This is a genomic window from Acidocella facilis ATCC 35904 (assembly GCF_000687875.1).
GTDB classification, from domain to species: Bacteria; Pseudomonadota; Alphaproteobacteria; order Acetobacterales; family Acetobacteraceae; genus Acidocella; species Acidocella facilis.
Genome location: NZ_JHYG01000007.1, coordinates 24,406 through 47,721, shown reverse-complemented (window position 1 = coordinate 47,721; position 23,316 = coordinate 24,406). Strand labels below are relative to the sequence as shown.

25 protein-coding genes are annotated in these 23,316 nt (G+C 63.8%); 7 read left to right on the top strand and 18 right to left on the bottom strand.

What is annotated here, in order from left to right; translation table 11 throughout:
* Nucleotides 1-10: 10 nt before the first annotated feature.
* The 4 genes from T331_RS0110560 to T331_RS0110545 all read right to left on the bottom strand — a co-directional run bounded on the left by T331_RS0110560 (nt 11) and on the right by T331_RS0110545 (nt 3,701).
* Complete coding sequence (locus T331_RS0110560; RefSeq protein ID WP_026439989.1) at nt 11-886, bottom strand: F0F1 ATP synthase subunit gamma; 876 nt, start codon at nt 884-886, stop codon at nt 11-13.
* Nucleotides 887-890: 4 nt separating this feature from the next.
* Nucleotides 891-2,423 carry a F0F1 ATP synthase subunit alpha gene (gene atpA, locus T331_RS0110555; protein WP_008492401.1) on the bottom strand — a complete coding sequence of 511 codons (1,533 nt, stop codon included), beginning with the start codon at nt 2,421-2,423 and terminating at the stop codon, nt 891-893.
* Between the two features lies 1 nt (nt 2,424).
* Nucleotides 2,425-2,988: an ATP synthase F1 subunit delta gene (gene atpH / locus T331_RS0110550; protein ID WP_026439988.1), complete on the bottom strand. Its 564-nt coding sequence runs from the start codon at nt 2,986-2,988 to the stop codon at nt 2,425-2,427.
* Between the two features lie 140 nt (nt 2,989-3,128).
* On the bottom strand, nt 3,129-3,701 hold the full coding sequence (locus tag T331_RS0110545; RefSeq protein ID WP_008492398.1) for a DUF2889 domain-containing protein: 573 nt from the start codon (nt 3,699-3,701) through the stop codon (nt 3,129-3,131).
* A gap of 97 nt (nt 3,702-3,798) precedes the next feature.
* Here T331_RS0110545 and T331_RS0110540 point away from each other — a divergent pair, with 97 nt between their 5' ends.
* Nucleotides 3,799-5,175 (top strand): MDR family MFS transporter, encoded by a 1,377-nt coding sequence (locus tag T331_RS0110540; RefSeq protein WP_051622316.1) that lies wholly within the window; start codon nt 3,799-3,801, stop codon nt 5,173-5,175.
* A 31-nt stretch (nt 5,176-5,206) separates the two neighbouring features.
* Here T331_RS0110540 and T331_RS0110535 read toward each other — a convergent pair whose 3' ends face one another.
* Entirely contained in the window at nt 5,207-5,473 is a 267-nt protein-coding gene (locus T331_RS0110535; protein WP_026439986.1) for a hypothetical protein, read from the bottom strand.
* Between the two features lie 66 nt (nt 5,474-5,539).
* Nucleotides 5,540-5,713 carry a hypothetical protein gene (locus tag T331_RS19925; protein WP_155992685.1) on the bottom strand — a complete coding sequence of 58 codons (174 nt, stop codon included), beginning with the start codon at nt 5,711-5,713 and terminating at the stop codon, nt 5,540-5,542.
* 160 nt (nt 5,714-5,873) lie between these two features.
* On the opposite strand from T331_RS19925, the gene T331_RS0110525 reads away from it, so the two are divergent.
* On the top strand, nt 5,874-6,905 hold the full coding sequence (locus T331_RS0110525; RefSeq protein WP_026439985.1) for an aspartate-semialdehyde dehydrogenase: 1,032 nt from the start codon (nt 5,874-5,876) through the stop codon (nt 6,903-6,905).
* A gap of 111 nt (nt 6,906-7,016) precedes the next feature.
* On the opposite strand, the gene T331_RS20285 is transcribed toward T331_RS0110525, so the two are convergent.
* Nucleotides 7,017-7,250 (bottom strand): DUF1127 domain-containing protein, encoded by a 234-nt coding sequence (locus T331_RS20285; protein WP_026439984.1) that lies wholly within the window; start codon nt 7,248-7,250, stop codon nt 7,017-7,019.
* Nucleotides 7,251-7,344: 94 nt separating this feature from the next.
* Between T331_RS20285 and T331_RS0110515 the strand changes: the two genes are divergently transcribed.
* Nucleotides 7,345-8,244: a LysR substrate-binding domain-containing protein gene (locus tag T331_RS0110515; protein WP_026439983.1), complete on the top strand. Its 900-nt coding sequence runs from the start codon at nt 7,345-7,347 to the stop codon at nt 8,242-8,244.
* A gap of 21 nt (nt 8,245-8,265) precedes the next feature.
* Here T331_RS0110515 and T331_RS0110510 read toward each other — a convergent pair whose 3' ends face one another.
* A complete protein-coding gene (locus T331_RS0110510) occupies nt 8,266-8,976 on the bottom strand; it encodes an SIMPL domain-containing protein (RefSeq protein ID WP_026439982.1) in 711 nt (236 codons plus the stop codon).
* A gap of 137 nt (nt 8,977-9,113) precedes the next feature.
* Between T331_RS0110510 and T331_RS0110505 the strand changes: the two genes are divergently transcribed.
* A complete protein-coding gene (locus T331_RS0110505) occupies nt 9,114-9,842 on the top strand; it encodes a hypothetical protein (protein WP_026439981.1) in 729 nt (242 codons plus the stop codon).
* Between the two features lie 9 nt (nt 9,843-9,851).
* Here T331_RS0110505 and ispD read toward each other — a convergent pair whose 3' ends face one another.
* A complete protein-coding gene (gene ispD / locus T331_RS0110500) occupies nt 9,852-10,529 on the bottom strand; it encodes a 2-C-methyl-D-erythritol 4-phosphate cytidylyltransferase (RefSeq protein ID WP_026439980.1) in 678 nt (225 codons plus the stop codon).
* Nucleotides 10,530-10,647: 118 nt separating this feature from the next.
* Nucleotides 10,648-11,361 (bottom strand): ribonuclease PH, encoded by a 714-nt coding sequence (rph, locus tag T331_RS0110495; protein ID WP_026439979.1) that lies wholly within the window; start codon nt 11,359-11,361, stop codon nt 10,648-10,650.
* Nucleotides 11,362-11,413: 52 nt separating this feature from the next.
* Here rph and hrcA point away from each other — a divergent pair, with 52 nt between their 5' ends.
* Nucleotides 11,414-12,481 carry a heat-inducible transcriptional repressor HrcA gene (gene hrcA / locus T331_RS0110490; RefSeq protein ID WP_008492387.1) on the top strand — a complete coding sequence of 356 codons (1,068 nt, stop codon included), beginning with the start codon at nt 11,414-11,416 and terminating at the stop codon, nt 12,479-12,481.
* 79 nt (nt 12,482-12,560) lie between these two features.
* Here the strand turns inward: hrcA and T331_RS0110485 are convergent, their stop codons facing one another.
* From T331_RS0110485 to T331_RS0110450, 8 genes are all read right to left on the bottom strand, one after another.
* A complete protein-coding gene (locus T331_RS0110485; protein ID WP_026439978.1) occupies nt 12,561-14,120 on the bottom strand; it encodes a Do family serine endopeptidase in 1,560 nt (519 codons plus the stop codon).
* A gap of 202 nt (nt 14,121-14,322) precedes the next feature.
* Nucleotides 14,323-15,192: a universal stress protein gene (locus T331_RS0110480; RefSeq protein ID WP_008492384.1), complete on the bottom strand. Its 870-nt coding sequence runs from the start codon at nt 15,190-15,192 to the stop codon at nt 14,323-14,325.
* A 67-nt stretch (nt 15,193-15,259) separates the two neighbouring features.
* A complete protein-coding gene (locus tag T331_RS0110475; RefSeq protein ID WP_026439977.1) occupies nt 15,260-16,516 on the bottom strand; it encodes an NAD(P)/FAD-dependent oxidoreductase in 1,257 nt (418 codons plus the stop codon).
* A 147-nt stretch (nt 16,517-16,663) separates the two neighbouring features.
* Entirely contained in the window at nt 16,664-18,013 is a 1,350-nt protein-coding gene (locus tag T331_RS0110470; RefSeq protein ID WP_008492382.1) for a glutamine synthetase family protein, read from the bottom strand.
* A 52-nt stretch (nt 18,014-18,065) separates the two neighbouring features.
* Nucleotides 18,066-19,127, bottom strand: coding sequence for a polyamine ABC transporter substrate-binding protein (locus tag T331_RS0110465; protein WP_026439976.1), 1,062 nt, complete (start codon nt 19,125-19,127; stop codon nt 18,066-18,068).
* A complete protein-coding gene (locus T331_RS0110460) occupies nt 19,127-19,963 on the bottom strand; it encodes an ABC transporter permease (protein WP_008492380.1) in 837 nt (278 codons plus the stop codon). The genes T331_RS0110465 and T331_RS0110460 overlap by 1 nt, the downstream gene beginning before the upstream one ends.
* The gene (locus T331_RS0110455; RefSeq protein ID WP_008492378.1) at nt 19,960-20,874 is read right to left on the bottom strand and encodes an ABC transporter permease; all 915 of its coding nucleotides are present in this window, start codon (nt 20,872-20,874) and stop codon (nt 19,960-19,962) included. Before T331_RS0110455 ends, T331_RS0110460 begins: the two co-directional genes overlap by 4 nt.
* On the bottom strand, nt 20,871-21,980 hold the full coding sequence (locus tag T331_RS0110450; protein WP_008492377.1) for an ABC transporter ATP-binding protein: 1,110 nt from the start codon (nt 21,978-21,980) through the stop codon (nt 20,871-20,873). Before T331_RS0110450 ends, T331_RS0110455 begins: the two co-directional genes overlap by 4 nt.
* A gap of 227 nt (nt 21,981-22,207) precedes the next feature.
* Between T331_RS0110450 and T331_RS0110445 the strand changes: the two genes are divergently transcribed.
* Nucleotides 22,208-22,786 (top strand): cupin domain-containing protein, encoded by a 579-nt coding sequence (locus T331_RS0110445; RefSeq protein ID WP_008492376.1) that lies wholly within the window; start codon nt 22,208-22,210, stop codon nt 22,784-22,786.
* Nucleotides 22,786-23,193, top strand: coding sequence for a GFA family protein (locus T331_RS18075; RefSeq protein WP_035179923.1), 408 nt, complete (start codon nt 22,786-22,788; stop codon nt 23,191-23,193). Before T331_RS0110445 ends, T331_RS18075 begins: the two co-directional genes overlap by 1 nt.
* Nucleotides 23,194-23,316 lie beyond the last annotated feature (123 nt).

Below are 23,316 nucleotides of genomic sequence, written 5' to 3'. Positions count from 1 at the left end.
GTCTATGTCCTCAAACGGCTTCCGCGCCGGAAATGATTTCAATCAGCTCTCTGGTGATGTTCGCCTGACGGGCCCGGTTATAGCTCAGCGTCAGCTTCTTGATCATCTGGCCGGCATTGCGGGTGGCGCTGTCCATCGCGGTCATCTGCGCGGCGTAGAAGCCCGCGGCGTTTTCCAACAGTGCCGCGTAGATCTGCACCGCCAGATTGCGCGGCAGCAGGCGGTCCAGCAGCGTGCCGTCATCCGGCTCCACCTCGTAATTATGCTCCATCGCGTTATCGTTCGCGCTGGGGGCCGCGGCGGGGATCAGCGGCTGCTCGACCGGCTTCTGCGTCATCACATTGTGGAAGCGGTTGAAGATCAGCGTCACGGTGTCGTACTCGCCGGCCTTGAAGCCGCGAATGACCTCCTGCGCCACCTCTTCCGCATCCGCGAAGGTCACGACCTTCTTGCCGACGAAGTTCTTGGTGCCGGTGATGCTGGCCCCCATGTCGCGGCGCAAACTGTCATTGCCCTTGCGGCCGAGCGCGAAGATCTTAACGGTCTTGCCTTCGGCGGTCAGCTGCGCGGCCTTCTGGCGCACCTGCTTGGCGATATTGGCATTGAAGCCACCGGCCAGACCGCGATCCGCCGTCACCGCCAGCAACAAATGGGTCTGGCGCTTGCCATTGCCCACCAGCAGCTTGGAGGCGTTCGGGTTGCCCGCCTCGGAGGCGGCCAGGGCCGCCAGCATCTCCGCCATGCGCACGGCATAGGGGCGCGAGGCCTCGGCCTGGGCCTGCGCGCGACGGAGCTTGGCCGCCGCCACCATCTTCATGGCGCTCGTGATCTTCTGCGTCGATTTGACGCTGTTGATCCGGTTGCGCAGGGTTTTCAGCGAGGGCATGGGCTTATCCGAAGGTGCGGAGCAGGGTCTCGATGAACGCGATCAGCGCCTTTTCCGTCTCGGGCTTGATCTGCTGGTCGGCCTCGATCGCGTTCACGATCTCGGGCGCGTTCACCTTGATGTCGGAAAGCAGCTGCATCTCGAACTGGCCGATCTTGTCCACCGCGACGCCGTCCAAATAGCCACGGGTACCGGCGAAGACGGAGATCACCTGCTCGGCAACCGAGAGCGGCTTGAACTGCGGCTGCTTCAAAAGCTCGGTCAGGCGCGCGCCGCGGGCCAGTAGCTTCTGGGTGGCGGGGTCGAGATCGGAGGAGAACTGGGCGAAGGCCGCCATTTCGCGGTACTGCGCCAGGTCGAGCTTGATCTTGCCGGCCACCTGCTTCATCGCCTTGATCTGCGCGGCGGAGCCGACGCGCGAGACCGAGAGGCCGACGTTAATGGCCGGGCGGATGCCCTTGAAGAACAGCTCGGTCTCCAGGAAGATCTGGCCGTCGGTGATCGAGATCACGTTGGTCGGGATGTAGGCGCCCACGTCGCCGGCCTGGGTTTCGATGACCGGCAGCGCCGTCAGCGAGCCCGCGCCATACTCGTCGGACATCTTGGCGGCGCGCTCGAGCAGGCGCGAATGCAGGTAGAACACGTCGCCCGGATAGGCTTCGCGGCCCGGCGGGCGGCGCAGCAGCAGGGACATCTGGCGATAGGCGACCGCCTGCTTGGACAGATCGTCATAGCCGATCAGCGCATGCATGCCGTTATCGCGGAAATATTCGCCCATGGCGCAGCCAGTATACGGGGCCAGATACTGCATCGGCGCCGGGTCGGAGGCGGTGGCGGCGACGACGATGGAGTATTCCATCACGCCGTATTCCTCCAGCGTGCGCACCAGCTGGGCGACGGTGGAGCGCTTCTGCCCGACCGCGACATAGATGCAGTACAGCTTCTTGCTCTCATCGCCAGAGGCGTTGACCGCCTTCTGGTTGATGATGGTGTCGACGATCAGCGCGGTCTTGCCGGTCTGGCGGTCGCCGATGATCAGCTCGCGCTGGCCACGGCCGACGGGCACCAGCACGTCGATCGCCTTGATGCCGGTCTGCATCGGCTCATGCACGGATTTGCGGGGGATGATGCCCGGCGCCTTGGTCTCGACCAGGCGGCGCTCGGCGTACATCACCGGGCCCTTGCCGTCGATCGGGTTGCCCAGCGCGTCAACGACGCGGCCCAGCAGCCCCTTGCCCACCGGCACGTCGACGATCTGGCCGGTGCGGGTGACGGTGTCGCCCTCGCGGATGGTCTTGTCGTCGCCGAAGATCACCACGCCGACATTGTCGGCTTCCAGGTTCAGCGCCATGCCCTTGAGGCCGGAGCCGGGGAAATCCACCAGCTCGCCGGCCTGCACATTGGCGAGACCGAACACGCGCGCGATGCCATCCCCCACGGAGAGGACCTGGCCGGTCTCGGCCACATTGGCTTCGGTGTCGAAATCCGCGATCTGACGCTTCAGGATCTCGGAGATTTCGGCGGGACGGATCTCCATATCAGGCAGCTCCCTTGAGAGAATAATTCAGCCGGTTAAGGCGCGATTTGAGGGTGGTGTCGTAGAGCTTGTCGCCGATCTGCAGGCGCAGACCGCCGAGCAGCCCGGCATCGAGCTTTTCAATCAGCCGCACCGTGCCATGGCCAGCTTCGGCCAGGCGGGCGGTGAGCTGGGCGCGCTGGGTATCGGACAAGGCGTGGGCGGAGGTGACCACCGCGACGGCCTCGCCACGCTTGGCGGCGGCATAGGCGCCGAAGCCCTGGATCAGCATCGGCAGGTCGCGCAGGCGGCGATTCGCGGCGACGACTCCGACAAAATGCCGCACCAGTGTCGACACGCCCTGCGCCGCCAGCGCCTCATCCAGCGCCTTGCCGGCCTGGGCGATGTCGGTCAGCGGGTTGGCGATCAACGCGGCGAGAGGCTTGCTCTCCTTGATCAGGCGGCCCAGCGCCGCGATCTGCTCGACGGTCTGGTCCAGCGCGCCTTGCTCATGCGCCAGCGCGTACAGCGCCGCGGCGTAACGCCCGGCCAGGCCAGTGACACGATTATCCGTGATATCGACCAAAGTTTATCCTGCCTTGTTGCCGTGCTCTGAAATATAATGCCTCTTGCAAGGCTTGGCGGGGCAGTAACATAGGGTTTCCGCCGCAGCAAGGCCATAAGTGCCCCGCCCCCGCAAACGGCGCATCAAGCCCTTGGTTTGTGTCAGTTTGGCGCAGAGAGTTCCGCCTCCGCGCGCAGCCTCGCCACCACCGGCCCGGTTTCATTGTAAGAATGGCACGTATTCAGCAGTGCCGGCGCCAGGCCCGGCTTGTCCTTGCCCTCTCCCCCGTCGGGCCCGTGATTGAGCACGGAATAGCGGGTCTGGTAGGCGGTGGTGGCCACCGGCTGCAGCAATTCGCGCAGATGTGTGCAGCCCTCAACCCCGCCCACGCGCTGCGCGGCGGCGCGCAAAAACCCCTTGCCGATCTTCAGGCCGACCAGCCGCGCCATATTCGGCGCGGTTTGCGGGCATATATTATAGGGTGTCGAATCCATCGCCGCCTCGCAGGCGACGATTTCCATCTCCTCGACGGTCAGGGTCATGCGAATCCACATATCATGCAGCGGCACCCCGGCGGGGATGCCGGCGCGGTCGATATTGGCCATGCTGTAGCTCTTCACATCGGTCATCCGCGCCTCGACCTCGATCAGCCCGTCCTCGCGCAGATAGCCTTGCAGCGTCACCTCGCGGGTGTGCAGCAGGCGGCGGGGGGCGGTGGCGGCGGAGAGAGGCATACTTGTTTCCTATGGCTGGGCCCGGCGCGGGCAATCTTGCCAAAATCCATGCCATGGCCAAAAGGGTCAGCACAATTGCCGATAAGGATGATCAGCCATGGACGGGCAGGCAAAGCCGCGCCGCTATAGCCACGTCGAGCGCCTGCGCGTCGTCCAGGGGGTGATGCTGTGCATGCTCCTGGCCGCGCTGGACCAGACCGTGGTGCTGCCCGCCATCCCGCAAATGGCGCAAAGCCTGCACGGCCAGACGCATCTCTCCTGGGTGGTCTCGGCCTATCTGCTCGCCTCCACCGCCACCACCCCGCTTTATGGCAAACTCTCGGACCAGTTCGGCCGTGCCAAGGTGCTGGGCCCGGCTCTCGTCGCCTTCGTGCTCACCAGCCTCTTCTGCGCCATGGCCTGGTCGGTGCCGGCCTTGCTGCTGGGCCGGGCCTTGCAGGGGCTGGCCGGCGGCGCGCTGATCACCGTCTCCCAGGCGGCGGTGGCGGATGCGGTGCCGCCGCGCGAGCGCGGGCGCTACCAGGCCTATTTCGCCTCGATGTGGGCGCTGGCCTCCGGCGCGGGGCCGGTGGTGGGCGGCTGGCTCGCGCAGAATCTCTCCTGGCGTTATATTTTCTGGGTCAATCTGCCGCTAGGGCTGTGCGCCCTGGCGCTATGCATACGCGGGCTGAAGGATCTGCCGATCAATGGCCGTCGCGGCCGGTTCGATCTCAGCGGCGCGGGGCTGCTGATCGGCGCCAGCACATTGCTGCTGCTGGCGATCAGCCTGGGCGGGGTGGATCTGCGCTGGCTCTCCTGGCCGGAAGCGGGGCTGGTGCTGGCCGGCCTGCTCGGACTCCTCGCCCTGCGCGTCCAGCAGCGGCGCAGCCCGCACCCGCTGATGCCCTCCGGCCTGCTGATCCGGCTGCGCGGCACCATCGCCCTGGCGGCGCTGAATAATTTCGCCCTGTTCGGCGCCATCTTCATGTTCCCCCTGCTGCTGCAGCGCTTCTTTCACGACAAGCCGGCCCAGGCCGGCATCGAGCTGGTGCCATTCCTGCTCACCGGCGTCGCGGGGGCCTATACGGCCGGACAGATCGCCCGGCGGACGGGCAAGCTGCGGGCGATGTTCGTCACCGGCACCAGCCTCGCCTCCACGGCATTTCTGGTGATGACGCTCAACCCGCTCCTCGCCCCGGTGCCGGTCTCGGCACTGATTGGCTTCGGGGTGGGGATGCTGCAGCCCACCACCATCCTGGCGGTGCAGGCGCTGACCGATCTGCCGGAAATCGGCATCGCCACCGGCATGCTGCTGCTGTTGCGGGCGATTGGCGGGGTGTTCGGCGCCACCTTGGCCGGCGCCGCCCTGGATGGCGGCTTTGCCGACCCGGTCAGTGGCTACCGGCTGGGCTTCGGGCTTTGCCTGGCGATGGCACTGGGCGGGCTGGCTTTGAGCTGGCGGATGCGCGAGATCACGCTGCATAGCGGCCCCTGAGACAGCCAGGCGCCGCACACCGCCCGGGCGCTCAGTGGCCCAGCGTCGGAAACACGAAATGCACCAGCAGCACCGCGGAGAAAATCAGGGTCAGCCCGCCGAGAAACGCCCCGAGCACGCGCATCACCATCATCACCGCCAGCGCCACGATGAAAATCAGAATACAGACCTGCCATTGCGGCTGATAGATCCCAAGGCCCTGCATGCCGGCCAGCAGAATATTATCGATGCTCGCCGCGATACCCAGCACCAGCCCGATTATGCCCCAGAACATGCCATTGACCGCGCCGCCGCCCATTGCACCCCTCTCCTGGCATGGTTCTGCCATCTCGAATGCCGCAAAAGCCACTCAAGTTTTAGTGATTCATTCCAGATTTTTAACTTTTTTGAGCGCCGGCAACCGCTTGATCCAAAGCAGCCACGGCGATAGGGCCAATGCCACCCAGCCGAGCGCCATTCCCGCATAGGGCCAGCCGGGTGGGTAATACCGGAAAAACGGCCCAGGCCGGCGCAGCGCGGTGTGAGCGTTCGCGTTCAAGTCAGATATCCAGGCGTTCATCTGCGCCTAGAATGGGGCGCTTTGCCCCACACTTATGCTATTCACGCATCCCCCCTCGCACTCTGGCGTGAAACGCTTGCGCGCAAGCACATTTCGCCGTAACCCCGGTGCCCGAACTTTTATTTTTGGAGTAAGCGTCATGTCCTACAGGGTTGCGGTCGTCGGTGCCACCGGTGCGGTGGGGCGCGAGATCCTGAAAACCCTTGCCCAGCGGGACTTCCCCGTCTCCGAGGTGGCCGCCCTGGCCTCCGGCCGTTCCGCCGGGCAGGAAGTCTCCTTCGGCGAGGATAAGGTGCTGAAGGTGCAGAATCTGGAAACCTTCGATTTCACCGGCTGGGACATCGCTTTGTTCTCCCCCGGCGCCTCCGTCTCCGCCATTCACGCGCCGCGCGCGGGGGCGGCCGGCTGCGTGGTGATCGACAACACCTCCCAATTCCGCATGGACCCGGACGTGCCGCTGGTGGTGCCCGAGGTGAACCCGCAGGATATCGCCCTGCACACCAAGCGCAACATCATCGCCAACCCGAACTGCTCGACCATCCAGATGGTGGTGGCGCTCAAGCCCCTGCATGACCGCTTCAAGATCAAGCGCGTGGTGGTGAGCACCTACCAGTCCGTCTCCGGCGCCGGCAAAGAGGGCATGGACGAACTCTACAACAACACCAAGGTCTCCTTCGTGAACGAGAAGGGACGCGCCCAGGTGTTCCAGAAGGATATCGCCTTCAACGTCATCCCGCAGATCGACGTGTTCATGGATGACGGCGCCACCAAGGAAGAGTGGAAAATGGCGGTCGAGACCAAGAAGATCCTCGACCCCAACGTGCCGGTGATCGCCACCTGCGTGCGCGTGCCGGTGTTCATCGGCCATTCCGAGGCGGTGTTCGTCGAATTCGAAAACCCAGTCTCGGTGAAGGAAGCCCGCGAGGCGCTGGCCAAGGCGCCGGGCATCGTCGTCGAGGATAAGCGCGAGCCGGGCGGCTATATCACCCCGATCGAGTGCCAGGGCGAGGACGCGACCTTCGTCTCGCGCCTGCGCAAGGACCCGACGGTGGAGAACGGCCTGGCCTTCTGGTGCGTCTCCGACAATCTGCGCAAGGGCGCGGCGCTGAACGCGGTGCAGATCGCCGAGGTGCTGATCAAGCAGAAGCTGCTGAAGAAGCAGGCGGCGTAAGGGCGCACTGCACGACGAAAAAGAGCGGCCTCGGGCCGCTCTTTTTTTGGCAAAGACTCTGGGGCGCTTTTTGAAAAAAGCGCCCCAGACCCCCCAAAAACTTTTGATTTTTCAGCGCGGGCGGGGCGTGTCGTCCCAGGGTTTGCGGTTAACCTCTTCCAACGCTTCGGCGTGGGAGAGGCCGATATCGCCAAGCATGCGCGCATCCATGCGCATGATCGCCCGCCGCCCCACGATCACATTGCGCATCCGCATGATCCGCGCCCAGAGCCCGTTCGGCCGCGTCACCGGGTGCGGCGATGCCGCCGCCTTTACCCGCTCGGCAATGCTCAGCTTGGTCTTCACTCCGTGTGTTGTTTCACTGACGGAAAATCTAGGCGCACGGGTTGAATAAGAAAAACGAATTGTTGTTATCGTAAAAATCACATAATCTTATCCTATGCCCCTCCCCGCCGGTCTCGATCCCGATCTGTTGCGCGCCTTCATCTATGTGGCGGAGGAGCAGAACTTCACCCGCGCCGGTGCACGCGTGGGCCGCACCCAGGCGGCGATTTCCATGCAGATGCGCAAGCTGGAGGATATTCTGGGCAAGACGCTGCTCAAGCGCGGCCGGGGCGAAGGCATCGAGCTGACGCCGCACGGGCAATATCTGCTCTCCCGCGCGCGCGAGCTGCTGGTGCTCAATGATTCCATCTGGTCCGCCTTCCAGGCGCCGGAGATCAGCGGCAAGGTGCGTCTGGGCACCCCGGATGATTACGCCCTGCAATTCCTCCCCGGCGCGCTGCGTCGCTTCGCCCAGACCCATCCGGCGGTGGAGGTGGAGGTGGTCTGCCTGCCCTCAACCGAGCTGATGGGCCGGCTGAAGGCCGGGCAGCTGGATCTGTCGCTGATTTCCGAAGGGCATGAGACGCGCAACTGGCCGGCTCAAGAGCTGATTCGTGGCCCGCTGGCCTGGATCACCTCGACCCGCTTCGCCCCGCACAAGCTGGACCCGCTGCCTCTGGCCCTGGCCGAGCATGATTGCAGCTGGCGGCGCGCCGCCTTGCGCGGGCTGGATGAGGCCCACCTGCCCTATCGCATCGCCTATGTCTCGGGCAGCGCCATCGGCTCGCTGGTGCCGGTTCTGGCCGGGCTAGCGGTGACCTGCGGCATTCCCAACCGGCTGCCGGAAGGCACCCGTGCCTTACGCCCAGGCGAGGACGGGCTGCCGAAACTGCCGGATTTCTGCGTGCTGATGCTGAAGGGCAAAAACGCCCCGCAGCCGGTGACCGACCGGCTGGCCGAGCATATCGAGGACGAAGCAAGGCGCGAGGCGCAAACCGCCGGCTGGGCGGCTTAGCCTCGCCTGAAGCGCGAAGCTCTAATTCCCGGTGCTGGTCAGCTCGATCTGCGCCGACACGCTGGCGCTGATGGTCACCTTGTCAGGTGCCAATTGCGGCGCCGCGGCGGCGGCCTTCATCATCATCACCCTGGGGCCGGGCGGCAACGGCGCGGAGGCGCCATTCACGCTCAACTGCTTCAGCGCGCCGACCTTTTTATGCAGCGTATCGGCAATATCCGCCGCCTCGGCGCGCAGATGCGCCAACGCGTCGCGGATCGCATCGCGCTGCGCGCTCTGCCGCCCGGCATCGGAGAGGTCGCCGCTGAGCCCGTTGAGCAGCAGCCCATCCGCCTGCAACTGGCCGAGCAAATCGGTAAACGCCTTGTCCGGCACGCCGCCTTTATCCGGCTGGGTCAGGGTCAGGCTCTGCGTCGCGGTGAATTGCGGCCGGGTTTGGCCGTTCGGGGTGCTGGCGTAGCTGTTATAGCCGCCGGTGGTGGCCACCACATTCGGCAAGGCCTTTGCCGCGGCCAGCGCCTTGCTCATCGCCTGGTTCACCTTGGCCTGGGCGGCGGCGGCGTTCGGCGCATCCGCCTGCACATTGAACTGCGCCACCGCCTCATCCGGCTCGACCTTGACGCTGCCTTCGGCACTCAGCAACAGATTGGTCTGCGCGGGCGCGGTCTGCGCCGCGGCGGGCAGCGCCAGCGCGCTGAGAACCGGAACCAGATAGATGATTTTCGGTGCCATATGTCGCTCCTCCAGCAAAGCGACTCGAATTTAGGCGCAAACCCCAGCCCGCGCCAGAACGCGCCTTGCACCAAGCCTAGCTAAAATTATTTCGAATTGCTATATATTGCGATAAAAGAATACCGAAACCATTAAAAATGGCCTCGTCGGAGCGTATCATTCGGGTTTATCAATGTCCTTTCAATGTTGCCGATCTTCTGGATCAAAATAATGCTCACCATATCATCGAAACCTTTGCGAGCGTTTCCCCGCCCCTGGTCGAGAACAGGGAACGCTACTCCCCCATGCTGATCGATTTCACCGGCGACAAAGGCTTGGCGCTCTACGCCAAGACCATGACCACGCTGATCGACGGCCTCGCCAGCTGCACCGGAAGGCTCTTCGAAAGGCCGATTTCCGGGCAGGTCTTCGTCTGGGCCACGCGGGTCGGTGACAGCAGCAAGCATAAGAGCACCACGCTCAGCGGCGTGCGTGGCGGCATGCAACAGCTCAGCAACAACACCGTCAAATTTGGGCTGGTCAAGACGACGAGCGGGGTGGAGGGGCTGACGAACTGGCTGAGGGGCACGTCAAAGAAGCCCCTCACGAATAAGGTACTCAGCGGTCTCGATTACGACCAGTATCTCCAGCGCGATGGCGGCGGCGTGAGCCGTGGCGTCCTTAATCAACGGCAAATGAACATGGCGGAAGGCCATGCCACCGCGCTGATTATCCCGGCCAAATTCAGGAATGAATTCAGCATGGATGTCATCTCGCCGATCGATAACGGGAAGGTCACGATGGCCTCCATCGCCAAGCTGGTGCGGGTGATGAAGACCAAGCTCGACAAGGCCGGGCCCAGCCGGGAAGGCGGGATTTACGACTGAGCCGTGCCCTCAGCCGGCCAGCATGGCCTCGGCCCGAAGCAGATCGGCGGCGGTGGTGATCTTGAAATTATCCTCCGCCCCGAGCACCATCTCCACCCGCAGCCCGGCATGCTCGGCGATCATCGCATCGTCGGTGAAATCCGTCTCCGGCGCGGTCTGCACCGCGTGGCGGTGGGCCTTATAGATATCCTGGAAGCGAAAGCCCTGCGGGGTTTGCGCGCGCCAGAGCCCGGCGCGGCTGACCGTTCCCGCGACCACCCCGTCCTGCACGCGCTTGAGCGTATCGGCGAGCGGCACGCCGACGATGGCCGAGGCGCCGCGCCCGAGCACCTCCAGCACCGCCGAGATGGTCTCCAGCGCGATGAAGGGGCGCACCGCGTCGTGGATCAGCACATTATCCGGCTTCAACACAGCGATCGCTTCCAGCCCCAGCCGCACGCTATCCTGCCGCTCCTTGCCGCCGAAGCGCACGGCGAGCAGCTTCTCCAGACCGTCCGTGGCCTCGCCATACAAAGCCTGATCGTCCGGGTGGATCAGCACCTGCACCGCGTCGATTTCCGGATGGCGGGTGAGGGCCTGGATGGTGTGGCGCAGAATCGGCGCGCCTTTGAGCGGCAGATATTGCTTCGGCAACGGCCCGCCCACGCGATAGCCCCGCCCCGCCGCCACAATCAGCCCGATATTCATAGCCCCTGCCCTTCTCACCCAAATTTGCAAAAGTTTTTGGGGGTGTGGGGACTTTTTTCAAAAAGTCCCCACAAACGTTCGGGGTGGTGGCAGCGTCGTCGTCACCACCCCGAACAACTTAACCCAACGCCGTTTTCTGGGCCTTGAACAACTCCGCCGTCCCCTGCCGGGCCAGGCCCAACAGCTTGTTGAAGGCGGCCTCGTCAAAGCTGGATTTCTCCGCCGTCGCCTGGATTTCCACAATCCCGCCCGCCGCCGTCAGGATGAAATTCGCATCCGCATCCGCCGCCGAATCCTCGGCATAATCCAGATCCAGCACGGGGTTGCCCTGATAAATCCCACAGGACACCGCCGCCACCTGCCCCAGCATCGGCATGGATTTGATCACATTTTTCGCCTTCAGCTGCCGGAAAGCCAGCACCATCGCCACATAGGCGCCGCTGATCGCCGCACAGCGCGTGCCGCCATCGGCATTCAGCACGTCGCAATCCAGCGTCACGGTGATCTCGCCCATCGCCTTGCGGTCGATCACGGCGCGCAAGCTGCGCCCGATCAGCCGCTGGATCTCCTGGGTGCGGCCGGATTGCTTGCCCCGCGCCGCCTCGCGCTCGCCGCGCGTATGGGTGGCGCGCGGCAGCATACCGTACTCAGCCGTCACCCAGCCCTCGCCCTGGCCACGCATGAACGGCGGCACCCGCCCCTCGACGCTGGCGGTGCACAGCACCTCGGTACGCCCCATGCGGATCAGCGCCGAGCCCTCGGCATGATGGGAAAACCCGGTCTCGATGGAGACCTGGCGCAGGGCGTTGAATTCTCTGCCGGAGGGCCGCATGATCTGACTCCTTACATTTTGCTGCGCCGTGCTATTATCCGAGCCTAGCCCGATGGACCATAGACAGAAATCCCCTCCCCCCCGGCTCCCGCCCGGGCTCGACATACGCTCCGCCGCCGTGCTGCGCGAAATCGTCGAACAATATGTCGAAACCGGCGAGCCGGTGGGCAGCCGCACCCTTTCGCGCCTGCTTCCGCACAAGCTTTCGCCCGCCACCATCCGCAACGTGATGGCGGACCTCACCGATGCCGGGCTGCTCTTCTCCCCCCACACCTCCGCCGGCCGGCTGCCGACGGATCGCGGCCTGCGGCTGTTCGTGGACGGGCTGCTGCAATTCGGCGAGCTTTCGGAGGAGGAGCGGACCAATATCAACCTCGCCCTCGCCGGCTCCGGCCGCTCGATGCAGGATACGCTGGCCCAGGCCTCCACCTTGCTCTCCGGCCTGTCCGCCGCCGCCGGGCTGGTGCTGGCCCCGAAGGGCGAAGGGCCGGTGAAACATATCGAATTCGTGCCGCTCTCGCCGGGGCGCGCGCTGGTGGTGCTGGTCTCCGCCGATGGCCAGGTGGAAAACCGCATCATCGAAACCCCGCCCGGCCTGCCGCCCTCGGCCCTGCAGCAGGCCAGCAATTTCCTCAACGCCCAGCTCGCCGGCCTCACCCTCACCGAGCTGCGCGGCCGGGTACGCGCCGAGCTGACCGCCGACCGCAGCGCGCTGGACGAGCTGACCAGCGCCGTCATCGAAGCCGGGCTCGCCACCTGGGGCCAGGAAGGGCGCTCCGGCTCGCTGATTCTGCGCGGCCAGGGGCGGCTTCTGGAGGATATCGACCAGCTCGAAAAACTCTCCGCCATCCAGGCTCTGTTCGAGCGGCTGGAAACCGAGGAGACGCTGCTGAAGCTGCTGGATCTGGCCGAGGAATCGGACGGGGTGCGGATTTTCATCGGCGCCGAATCGGGGCTGTTTGGCTCCGCCGGCGTCTCGATGATCGTCGCCCCGGCGCGCAATGCGCAGGACCGGATCGTGGGCGCGATCGGGGTGATCGGGCCGACGCGGATCAATTACGGGAAGATCATTCCGGTGGTTGATTATACCGCGCGGGTGATCGGGCGGTTGCTGGGGTAATAAAAAAGGCCGGTGCCCTGGCACCGGCCCGTGCGGGGAACTTTTTGGAAAAAGTTCCCCGCACCCTCAAAAACTTTTGTCAGTTTCCGTTTTTGCCGTCGCCCAGGGCGATGCCGACGAACAGAGCCTGGCCCTGGCGTACGATGCGCAGCGCCACCGCATCCGCCCCGCCCTTGCGCGCGGCCTTGATCGCGTTCACCGCCTCATCCGGGCTGTTCACATCCGTGGCGCCGACTCCGACCAGCAGATCGCCCTGCTGCAGCCCGGCCTGATCCGCCGGCGAGTTCGGCTTCACATTCACGATCACCGCGCCCGAGGCATCATCCGGCAGGTTGAGCTGGTTGCGCAGATCCGGCGTCAGCGGCGCCAAGGTCACGCCCAGCGCCGCCGGCGAGGCATTCTGCTGGCTGCCGCCATTGCCGCTATTGCCGTGCTCGAAGCTGGCATCCGGGTTGCTCGGCATCTCTTCCACCGCGACGCTGACATCCTGCGACTTGCCACCATGCAGATAGGTGATGTCGGCCTTGCCGCTCGGGTCGATATTGGCGATGTCCTCGGCCAGATCGCCCGGATTGGTCACGGCCTGGCCGTTCACGGCGGTGATCACGTCGCCCGCCTTCAGCCCCGCCTTGGCGGCCGGGCTGTTCGGCGCCACGGCGGCGATCAGCGCGCCATCCTTGTTCGGGTTGCTCATCGGCAGCTTCAGCGCCTGCGCCATCTGCGGCGAGATCATCTGCGCGGAAACGCCGAGGAAGCCGCGCGTCACCTTGCCATGCGCCACCAGCTGGGTGACCACGCGCTTGATCATGTCGGAGGGAATGGAGAAGCCGATGCCGACCGAGCCGCCGGAGGGCGACAGGATGGCGGTATTGATGCCGATCACCTGGCCTTTCTGGTTGAACAGCGGCCCGCCGGAATTGCCTTCATTGATCGGCGCATCGGTCTGGATGAAACGGTCATACGGGCCATCGCCGATATCGCGGCCCAGGGCGGAGACCACACCCGTCGTCACCGTATTGCCCAGCCCGAACGGGTTGCCCATCGCGATCACCCACTGGCCGGGCTCGACATCCTTGGAATCGCCCAGCTCGACATAGGGCAGCGGCTTCTTCGCGTCGATCTTCAACACCGCCAGATCGGTCTTGGGATCGGTGCCGAGAATCTTCGCCGGGTAGGTATCGCCGTTGGAGAGCGTCACCGTCACGGTCTTCGCGCCCTTCACCACATGGTTATTGGTGACGATGGTGCCGTTGGCATCGATGATGAAGCCCGAGCCCTTGGCCTCAATCGCCTGCGGCTGCTGCTGCGGGCCACTGAAGCCAAAAGGAAAACCGGGCGGAAAGCCAGGGATCTGCGGAAAGCCCGGCGGCAAGCCGTTCTGCGCCTGGGGCCCGGAGCTGCTGTCATCGGCGGCCTGGTCCAGTTTCAGCTTCACATCGACGGAGACCACCGCCGGCATCACCGCTTTCACCAGGGGCGAGAAATCTGGCACCGGGGTGAAATTCTTCTGCACCACCTGGGTCGCGTCCATGGACGGGTCGGCGGCCATGGCCGGCACAACGCTGACAGCAGCCAGGGCCGTGGCGCCCAGCAGGGCAAAAGCGGAAGCCGTGGCACGCGTCCGGTATTGTTTGATCATGATCTATCTCCTGCGTCTGACTGGACAATGGGGCCGCTGAACGGCGATGTGTGACTTAAATGCCACTAGGGGGGCGCGATCTCAATTGTAACAGCCCCGGGGGTTACATTTCTTCACCCCCCATGCGCGCTCGTTTCAATCCGCGGGGAGATTGTTTCAGATCAGCGCCAGATTTGCCGCGAAATGCCCGGAAAACCCGGCCTCAGCGGTTCATCAGCACCGAGAGATGCGCGTTTTCCAGCACATGCCGGGTAATCCCGCCCAGGATCAGCTGGCGCAGGCGTGAGGAGGTGGAATAGGCCCCCATGGTCAGCAGATCCGCATTGAAGGCGCGCGCCGCCGCCAGCAGCCCGGCGCCGATATTGCGCTCCACCGACGTGAACATGGCGATGTCGGCCTCGACGCCGTGATGCGAGATATAGTCGCGCACCTCCTGCGCGCTGGGGCCGGGGCGGGTATAATCCTCGCACACCAGAATCCGCACCGCTTCCGCCTGGCGCACGAAGGGCATGGCGGAGGCGAGGGCCGAGGCCGCATAGGAGGTGCCATTCCAGGCAATGGCGATGCGCTTGCCGATGCTGGCGGGCGGCGCCACCGGTGCCAGCAGCACCGGGCGGCCGGAATCGAACAGCACCGCATGCAGCGCCTCGGCGGCGGAGACATCCTCGCCGGAGAGCGGGTGCGGCACGATGGTCAGGTCCGCCAGACGCGCTTTATGCGCCACCAGCTGCTCCTCGCGCCCGGTGAGGGTGGTGAAGCTGGCACTCGGCTCATTGGTGCCACGATGCGCGGCGGCAATCGGCACCACGGCGGCTTCCGTCGCCTCCGCGAAAAGCGCCTGCAGCCCGCGCACACGCACCCCGCCCTCGCGTTCGGTCGCACTCATCATGTCCTCGATCAGCGCGCCCGACAGCCCTTCCCCCGCGAACGGGGCGATCTCACGCGTGTCGGACTGGATATGCAGCACCTCCAGATGCGCATTCCACATGCGGGCCAGCAGCAGCCCGGCCTGCAGCGCCGCCGCGGCGGACTCCATGCTGCTGACAGGAAGAAGGAATTTGCGAACCGACATGCTTTCAAGCCTTCAAGAACAGAACCGTAACCGGATTATACTGCACTTAAGGCCTCAAGTGGCAAACTCAAAGCAAATCGCGCAGCCTGAACCAGCTCGTCGCCAGCACCAGAGCCGGGGTGCGCAGCGCCTCGCCACCGGGGAAACGCGCATGCGGGATGCGGGCGAAGACGTCAAACCGCTCCGCCTGCCCCGCCACCGCCTCCGCCGCCAGCTTGCCGGCCAGGCCGGTGAGGGCCAGCCCATGCCCGGAGAAGCCTTCCAGGAACAGGATATTGCGCCCCAGCCGGCCGAAATGCGGGGCGCGGTTGCGGGTGATGTCGACGAACCCGCCCCAGGCGAACTCCACCTTGGCATCTTTGAGCTGCGGGAACACCTTCACCGCCCGCGCCAGCATCGCCGCCCCCAGATTACGCGGCGGGCGCTTTGAATAAGAGACGCGGCCGCCGAAGAGCATGCGGTCATCCGCCGAGCGGCGATAATAATCCAGCACGAAATTCAGATCCGCCACTGCCTCGTTGCCGGGAATGAGCGCGCGCACATCGGCCCGCGGCTCGGTCGCCATCACATAGGTGCCGACCGGCATGACATAGCCGCGCAGGCGCTTTTCCAGCCCCTCCAGATAGGCCCCGCCGGCGATGATGAGATGCTTCGCCCGCACCCGGCGGGCACCGACATGCAAGGTGACAATATCGCCCTCCTCGATGCGCGCAACCGGGCTGCCCGCAAACATCCGCGCCCCGGCCGCCTGCGCCGCGTTGGCCAGGCCCAGCGTGTAGTTCAGCGGATGCACATGCCCGGCGAGCTTATCCTCCAGCGCCGCAATATAGCGCGGGCTGGCGAGACGGGCGCGCAATGCCGCCCCTTCCAGCAGCGCCCCGACGGGCGCACCGAGTTTCGCCAGCGCCTCCTGCTCCTCGCGCAGCTCCCGCACATGGCGGGGCTTCAGGGCGGCATGCAGATAGCCGTGGCGCGGATCGCAGGGGATATCATGCTGGGCGATGCGGGCATAAAGCAGATCCACCGCCTCCACCGACATGTCCCACAGCTTGCGCGCCTCCTGGGCGCCGACGAGCTGGGTGATTTTATGCTGCCCGGCGCCAAAGCCCGGCAGCACCTGGCCGCCATTGCGTCCGGACGCGCCCCAGCCGATCTGTTTGGCTTCCAGCAGCACCGGCCGAAAGCCGCGCTCGGCCAGATGCAGCGCCGCGGAAACGCCCGAGATGCCGCCACCGATAATGGCGACATCCGTCTCAATATCCTGATCCAACGCCGGCGCGGCACAATCCACACGCCGCGTGGCATGGTAATAATTGTTATCCATCCGAGGGCCTAAAGTTTTAGAAGTTTTTGGGGGTGTGGGGACTTTTTTCAAAAAGTCCCCACAGACGTTCGGGGTAGTGGCACCGTCGTCGCCACCGCCCCCAACGTTTTCGCCGCTTTTTTGTAAAAAAGCGGCACCAAAAAACTTTTAGACGTTCAGCAACAGATGCTCGCGCTCCCAGGACGAGATCACCCGCAGATAGGTCTCGTATTCCAGCCGCTTCACCGCCACCAGTACATCGACAATCTGGTCGCCCAACACCTCGCGGATTTCCGCCGAGCGGTCCATCAGATCCAGCGCATGGGACAACTCGCGCGGCAGCGTGTACTCACCCGCGTAAGCGGAGCCGATCTGCTCAGGCGTACCCTGCAACTCCTGCACCATACCAAGATAGCCGCAGGCCAGCGTCGCCGCGAAAGCCAGATACGGATTCGCATCCGCCCCCGGCACCCGGTTTTCCACGCGCATCGCCGCCGCATCGCCAAAGGGCACGCGCAACCCGCAAGTGCGGTTGTCATAGCCCCATTGCAGATTGATCGGCGCGTTGGAAAAACGCGTGAGCCGGCGATAGGAATTCACATTCGGCGCGAAAATCGGCATGGTCGCGGGAATATATTTCTGCAGGCCGGCGAGATAGCTCTTGAACAAGGGGCTGGCCTTACCGTCGGCGCCAGCGAAGAGGTTCTTGCCGGTTTTCGGATCGACGATGCTCTGATGCACATGCATCGCACTGCCCGGCTCATTGCTCATCGGCTTGGCCATGAAGGTGGCGTAGATATTATGCCGCAGCGCCACCTCACGCACCGTCCGCTTGAACAGGAACACCTGGTCCGCACGGTGCAGCGGGTCGCCATGCAGCAGGTTGATCTCCACCTGCGCCGCCCCTTCCTCATGGATCAGCGTGTCGAGATCCATCTCCTGCAGGTCGCAGAAATCATACATTTCCTCGAACAGCGGATCGAACTCGTTCACCGCGTCGATCGAGTAGGCTTGCCGTCCGCTCTCCTGGCGGCCGGAGCGGCCAACCGGCGGCACCAGCGGGTAATCAGGATCGGTATTGCGCCCGACCAGATAGAATTCCAGCTCCGGCGCCAGCACCGGCTGCCAGCCACGCTCTTCGTAAAGCTTCAGCACACGCTGCAGGACTTGCCGAGGCGCGATCGGCACCGGCGTGCCGTTCGCGTATTGGCAATCATGGATGATCTGCGCGGTCGGCTCATGCGCCCAGGGCACCAGCCGCACGGTGGAGGTATCCGGCACCAGCTTGATGTCGATGATCGCGGGATCGGTCAGCTTGTCGGTCGGGTCATCCGGATATTCGCCGGTGACGGACTGAATGAAAATCGCCTCCGGCAGACGCGGCGCGCCGCCTTTGATGAATTTCTCCGCCGGCATGATCTTGCCGCGGGGAATGCCGGTAATGTCGGGCACCAGGCACTCGACTTCGGTGATCCGATGTTCCTCGAACCAGTCTTTCAGATTGATCTGTTCACTCATGTTATCCTCATGAAAAGGCGCGGCACCTCCAAAAAGGCGCCGCGCGCGCGGGTTATTGCAGTACGCTGGTCCAGATCTGGTTGAACAGCTTGTACTTGGCGCCGGTGAGCGGGGCCAGGAACTGCAGATTCTTCATCTGTTCAGCGGTGGGCGTGATCAGCTCAGAGCTCATGATGCCAGAGAGCTGCGGCTGCGCTGCCGCATTCGGGCTGGCATATTGGTTGAAGTTGGAGAGCGAGGCGCCGACGCTGGCATCCAGTATGTAGTTGATGAACTCGTTGGCGAGATCAGGATGCGGGGCATGGGCGGGAATGGCCATGGTATCCACCCAGATTTCGGAGCCCTGCTTGGGCAGGTAGAATTTCAGCTTCAGGCAGGTGCCATCGGCCTTGCAGCCCGCGATATCACCATTATAGGCCATGGAGGCGGCGATGAGCCCGTGCTTCATCTGGTCGCGCGCCGGCGTTTCATCGACGAAGCCGGCGAAATTCGGCCGCGCCTTGGTCGCCTTGATCAGCTTCGCCGCCTCGATCCATTGTTTCGGATCAGAGCAGTTGAAGCCATAGCCGAGATAGGCGCAGGCGGCGCCGATCTGGTCACGCCCCTCGCCTTTCGGAATCACGAACGGATAGTTCGGATTCACCTTCGGGTCGAAGAGGATCCCCCAGCCATCGCCAGGATCCTTGATCTTGGACGGGTCATAGACAATACCGGTGGTCCCCCACTGGTAGGGGATGGAATATTTGTCGCCCGGGTCGTAGGTCGGGTTCTGGAAGCGGGCGGCGAGGTTCTTGAAATTGGTCAGCGCCGTATGATCGACCGGCTGCAGCAAGCCCTCATCGACCATTTCCGGCACGTAGTAGGAGGACGGCACCACCACGTCATATTGCGAATCGCCGCCGGCGCGCAGCTTCGCCTCCATCTCGGCGTTGCTCTCGTAATCCGTCTCGACGACTTTGCAGTTACATTGCAGCTCGAACCCGTCGATGATCGATTCCGAAATATAATCGGACCAGATGAACAGATTCAAAGTCGGCTGGTCGGCCTTCGCCATTTGCGGCGCGACCAGCCCCAGCGCCAACGCGCCGGCGGCGAGGAGGGAGAGGCGTTTCATCAGATGGTTCCTTTTGCTGCGAGTTCGGCGCCGCGGGCGCGGTGCCTGGTGATGATGAAATGAAGCACGGCGAGAAGAATGACGGCACCGATCATCAACGTGCCGATGGCGTTGATCTCGGGTGTAACACCCTTGCGGGCGATGGCGCCGTAAATATAGATCGGCAAGGTGACGCTGCCGGGGCCGGCGGTGAAGAAGCTGATGGTGAAATCATCGATCGACAAGGTGATGCCAAGCAGGAAACCGCCGATGATCGCCGGCTGCACCACCGGCACGATCAGGTGCCAGAAGCTCTTCAACCCGTTGGCATAGAGATCATGCGCGGCATCGAACAGATTCTGGTCCAGCCCGGCCAGGCGCGCGAACACGGTCAGCGTCACGTAGGGGACCTGGAAGGTGATATGCGCGATCATCATCGTGCCCAGCCCGGCGCCGAGCAGGCCGGTGAAGCGATGCACGAAATTGAAGAAAATCAGCTCCGAAATACCAAACACCAGGCTCGGCATGATGATCGGCGTGTAGATGATCAGGCTGGGCATATTCGCCAGCACGCCCTTCGCGCCGGGCGTGCGAAAGCGCGAGAGCCCATAGCCCAGCAACACCCCCAGCACGGTGGAGATGATCGCCGAGCCGATCGCCAATATCAGCGAACGGCGCAGGGCGGCGAAGACGCTATGGTCGTGCAGCATCACCCCGTAGGCATAGACCGAAAGCCCCTGCGTATGCGGCGCCGGGGCGAAGGAATACCAGGCCACCAGCGCCAGGGGCGTGTAGAGCAGCACATAGATCGGCCAGGAAAAACCGGCCAGCGCGCGGCGGACATTGCGCGGGATCATATCGACGCCTCCTCGGCCCCGCCCAGCCTGCGGCTGAGCACCCGGAAGGCGACAAGCCCAAGCCCGGTGACGACGAGCATGATCAAGGTCAGCGCCGCACCATAGGGCCAGTCCGGCGTTTCGGTGAATTGGTTGGCGATCAGCGAGCCGATCATCAACGCCTTGTCGCCACCCAGCAGTTGCGGCACCACGTAATCGCCGAAAGCGGGGATGGCCACGAAGATGACACCCGACAAAAGCCCCGGCAGAGTCTGGGGAAATACGGTATGGAAAAACAGCTTGGCCCCAGAGGCGTAGAGATCCCGCCCGGCTTCCACCAGCGTCCAGTCCAGCTTCTCCGCCGAGGCGTAGAGCGGCACGATCATGTAGGGCAGGTAATTATAGGCAAGCCCGGTGGTCACCGCGAAACTGCCCGGGGCGATGCCCAGATCAGGTGCTACCAGATGCAGATGATGCGCCACCCAGGTCAGCGGCGCGTTCGGCCCCAACAGTTCCAGCCAGGCATAGGTGCGCACCACCTGGTTGGTCCAGCTCGGCAGCACGATGAACAAAAGCAGCAGCGGCCTGATGGGTTCAGGACGTGACAGGATGAAGAACACCAGCGGGTAGGACAACACCGCCGAGACCAGCGTGGCGATGCCCGCCTGCTGGAGCGAACGCAGCAGGATGGAGATATTGCCCGCATCCCAACCCAGCAGCGAAAACCCCGCCACCTGCTGGAACGGCTGCAGCGACAGCGGCAGGATCGGCGCCCCATAATCATCGGCGCTCATGAAGGCGATGCCCAGCAGCACCAGGCTCGGGATCAACAGAAACAGAACGATCCAGAATAATCCTGGGCCGGATGTCATCCACAGGCGCCTTCGCTGGCGCGCCTGCTCCAGCGCCACTTCGGTGACAGCGCCGCTCATGGCTCGATCAACATGATGTTCTCGGGCTTCAGCTCAACGACGATCTTCTCCCCCGGCCGCCAGCTGCGCTCGGCCGCCTGGTTGTTGGTGTCGTAAGCGAGCACGAATTTATTCTCACCGACCTCGACGCGATATTGCGTCGCCGCCCCCATATAGATCGCTTCGCGGATGATGCCGAAAAACTGGTTGGGCCGGCCATAAGGCGCGGCATCCTCGCTATAAAGCCAGATCTTTTCCGGCCGGATCATCGCCATGCGCGCCGCCGGCAGCATTTCGGAAATGGTGAGCCGCCCCAAAGGCGTTTCCGCCTCATGGTCGCTGATCGGGGTGATCTGCCAGATATTGGAGAGCCCCAGAAACTCCGCGACAAAGACATTGCGCGGCCGCTCATACACATCCAGCACCGGGCCGATCTGCTGGATCCTGCCCTTGCTCATCACCGCCATCCGGTCGGACATCACCAGCGCCTCGTGCTGGTCATGGGTGACAAAGATGAAGGTCATGCCAAGGCGTTTCTGCATGCGCAGCAGCTCGATCTGCAATTCCGCGCGCAGCTTCGCATCCAAAGCGGAAAGCGGCTCGTCCAGCAGCACCACTTCCGGTTCATTCACCAGCGCGCGCGCCAACGCCACACGCTGGCGTTGGCCGCCAGAGAGCTGTGCGGCCTTGCGCTTGGCGAAAGCGCCGATCTGCATCATCTCCATGATCGCATCGACACGCTGCTTGCGCTCGGCCGATTTCACCCCGCGCATGCGCAGGCCAAAGCCGATATTCTGCTCGACATCGAGATGCGGAAACAGCGCGTAGGACTGGAACACCGTATTCACCGGGCGTTCATGCGCCGGCACGGACTGCATCTCCCGCCCGGAAATCAAAATCCGCCCCTCATCGGGCGTCTCGAAACCCGCGATCATCCGCAAGAGCGTGGTCTTGCCGCAACCCGAGGGGCCGAGAAGGGTGAAGAATTCGCCGGCCTTGATCTCAAGGTCGATATGATCGACAGCCGGAATCGTGCCGGCGAAAATGCGCGTAATCCCGCTCAGCGAGATTGCACCGCGCGCCCCCGTCTGGGCTTCGGTACCTGCGATGGCTAACGTGGAGGACATCAGCCTTTCCTCCGCCAACAGCCTGAAATTTGATTATTCTTATACGGCTTTCTGGTCCACAGCACGCAAACCCTCAAGTTTTGTTAATGCCGCACTCTCGCTTAACTGCCTGAGAGGCGTCAAGAATATTCGGTAGGACTTTTCGCCGAACGGACGGCTTTTTGTTGCAACAGGCCGAGGTTTATAGGTAAATTGTTGAAAATACTAAACGCAAGGATCGAAGTTTTATGTCAGTGCCCCTCCCGGCCGAAACCAGTACGGACGATATCGGCACGCGCTTGAAGCTGGTCCGGCAGATTTTCGGGCTGACCCAGCGCGAACTTGCGCGCCGCGCCGGGGTGACCAACGGGGCGATTTCGCTGATCGAACAGAACCGGGTCAGCCCCTCGATTTCCTCGCTGAAGAAAATACTCGATGGCATTCCGCTGACCCTGGCGGATTTCTTCACATTGGATTTCTCACCTTCGGACGAGGTGTTCTTCACCGCCGCGGAGCTGACCGAGATCGCCTACCAGCCGGAAATGTCGATGCGTCTGGTCGGGCGCAAGGCTAAGGGCCGGGCGCTGGGCATGCTGCGCGAAACCTACCAGCCGGGGGCCGATACTGGCGATACGATGCTGCGCCATGAGGGCGAGGAATGCGGCATCATCGTCTCGGGCAGCCTGACGGTGACGGTGGGGGTGCAGGAGCGCGTGCTCAATCCGGGCGATGCCTATTATTTCCGCTCCGATATTCCGCACCGTTTCCGCAACCAGGGCGAGGAACCCTGCGTGCTGATCAGCGCCAACTCGCCGCCGACCTTCTGATGGCGCTCCTCACCGGCGGCTGTCTGTGCGGGGCTGTGGCCTATCGGCTGGAGCATCTGCCCGGCGATGTGGCGGATATATGTTTCTGCCGGGAATGCCGGAAAGCCTCCGGCGCGGCGGGGCTGCCCTGGGTGCAGGTGCCCCCTGCCCGCTTTGCGGTAACCAAGGGCGCGGCGCGCGGCTTTGCGTTTTCCAAGGCGGCGATGCGTTGGTTCTGCGGCGATTGCGGCACACCGCTTTACATGACGGACCCGGAGGGGCGCTCGGTAGGGGTGACGCTGGGCTCGCTGGACGAGCCGGAGGCAATCCGCCCGACCACGCAGGGCTGGGTGTGCGAGCGTGTGTCCTGGCAGGGATTGGATGCGGGGCTGCCAGCGTTCGAAAAATCCCCGCCTTATGATTTATAGAAGTTTTTGGTGCCGCTTTTTTCAAAAAGCGGCGAAAAGCGTTTGGGGTGGTGGCAGCAGCGGTGCCAACATCCCAGACGTTTCGTGGCCCTTTTTGAAAAAAGGGCCACACCCCAAAAACTT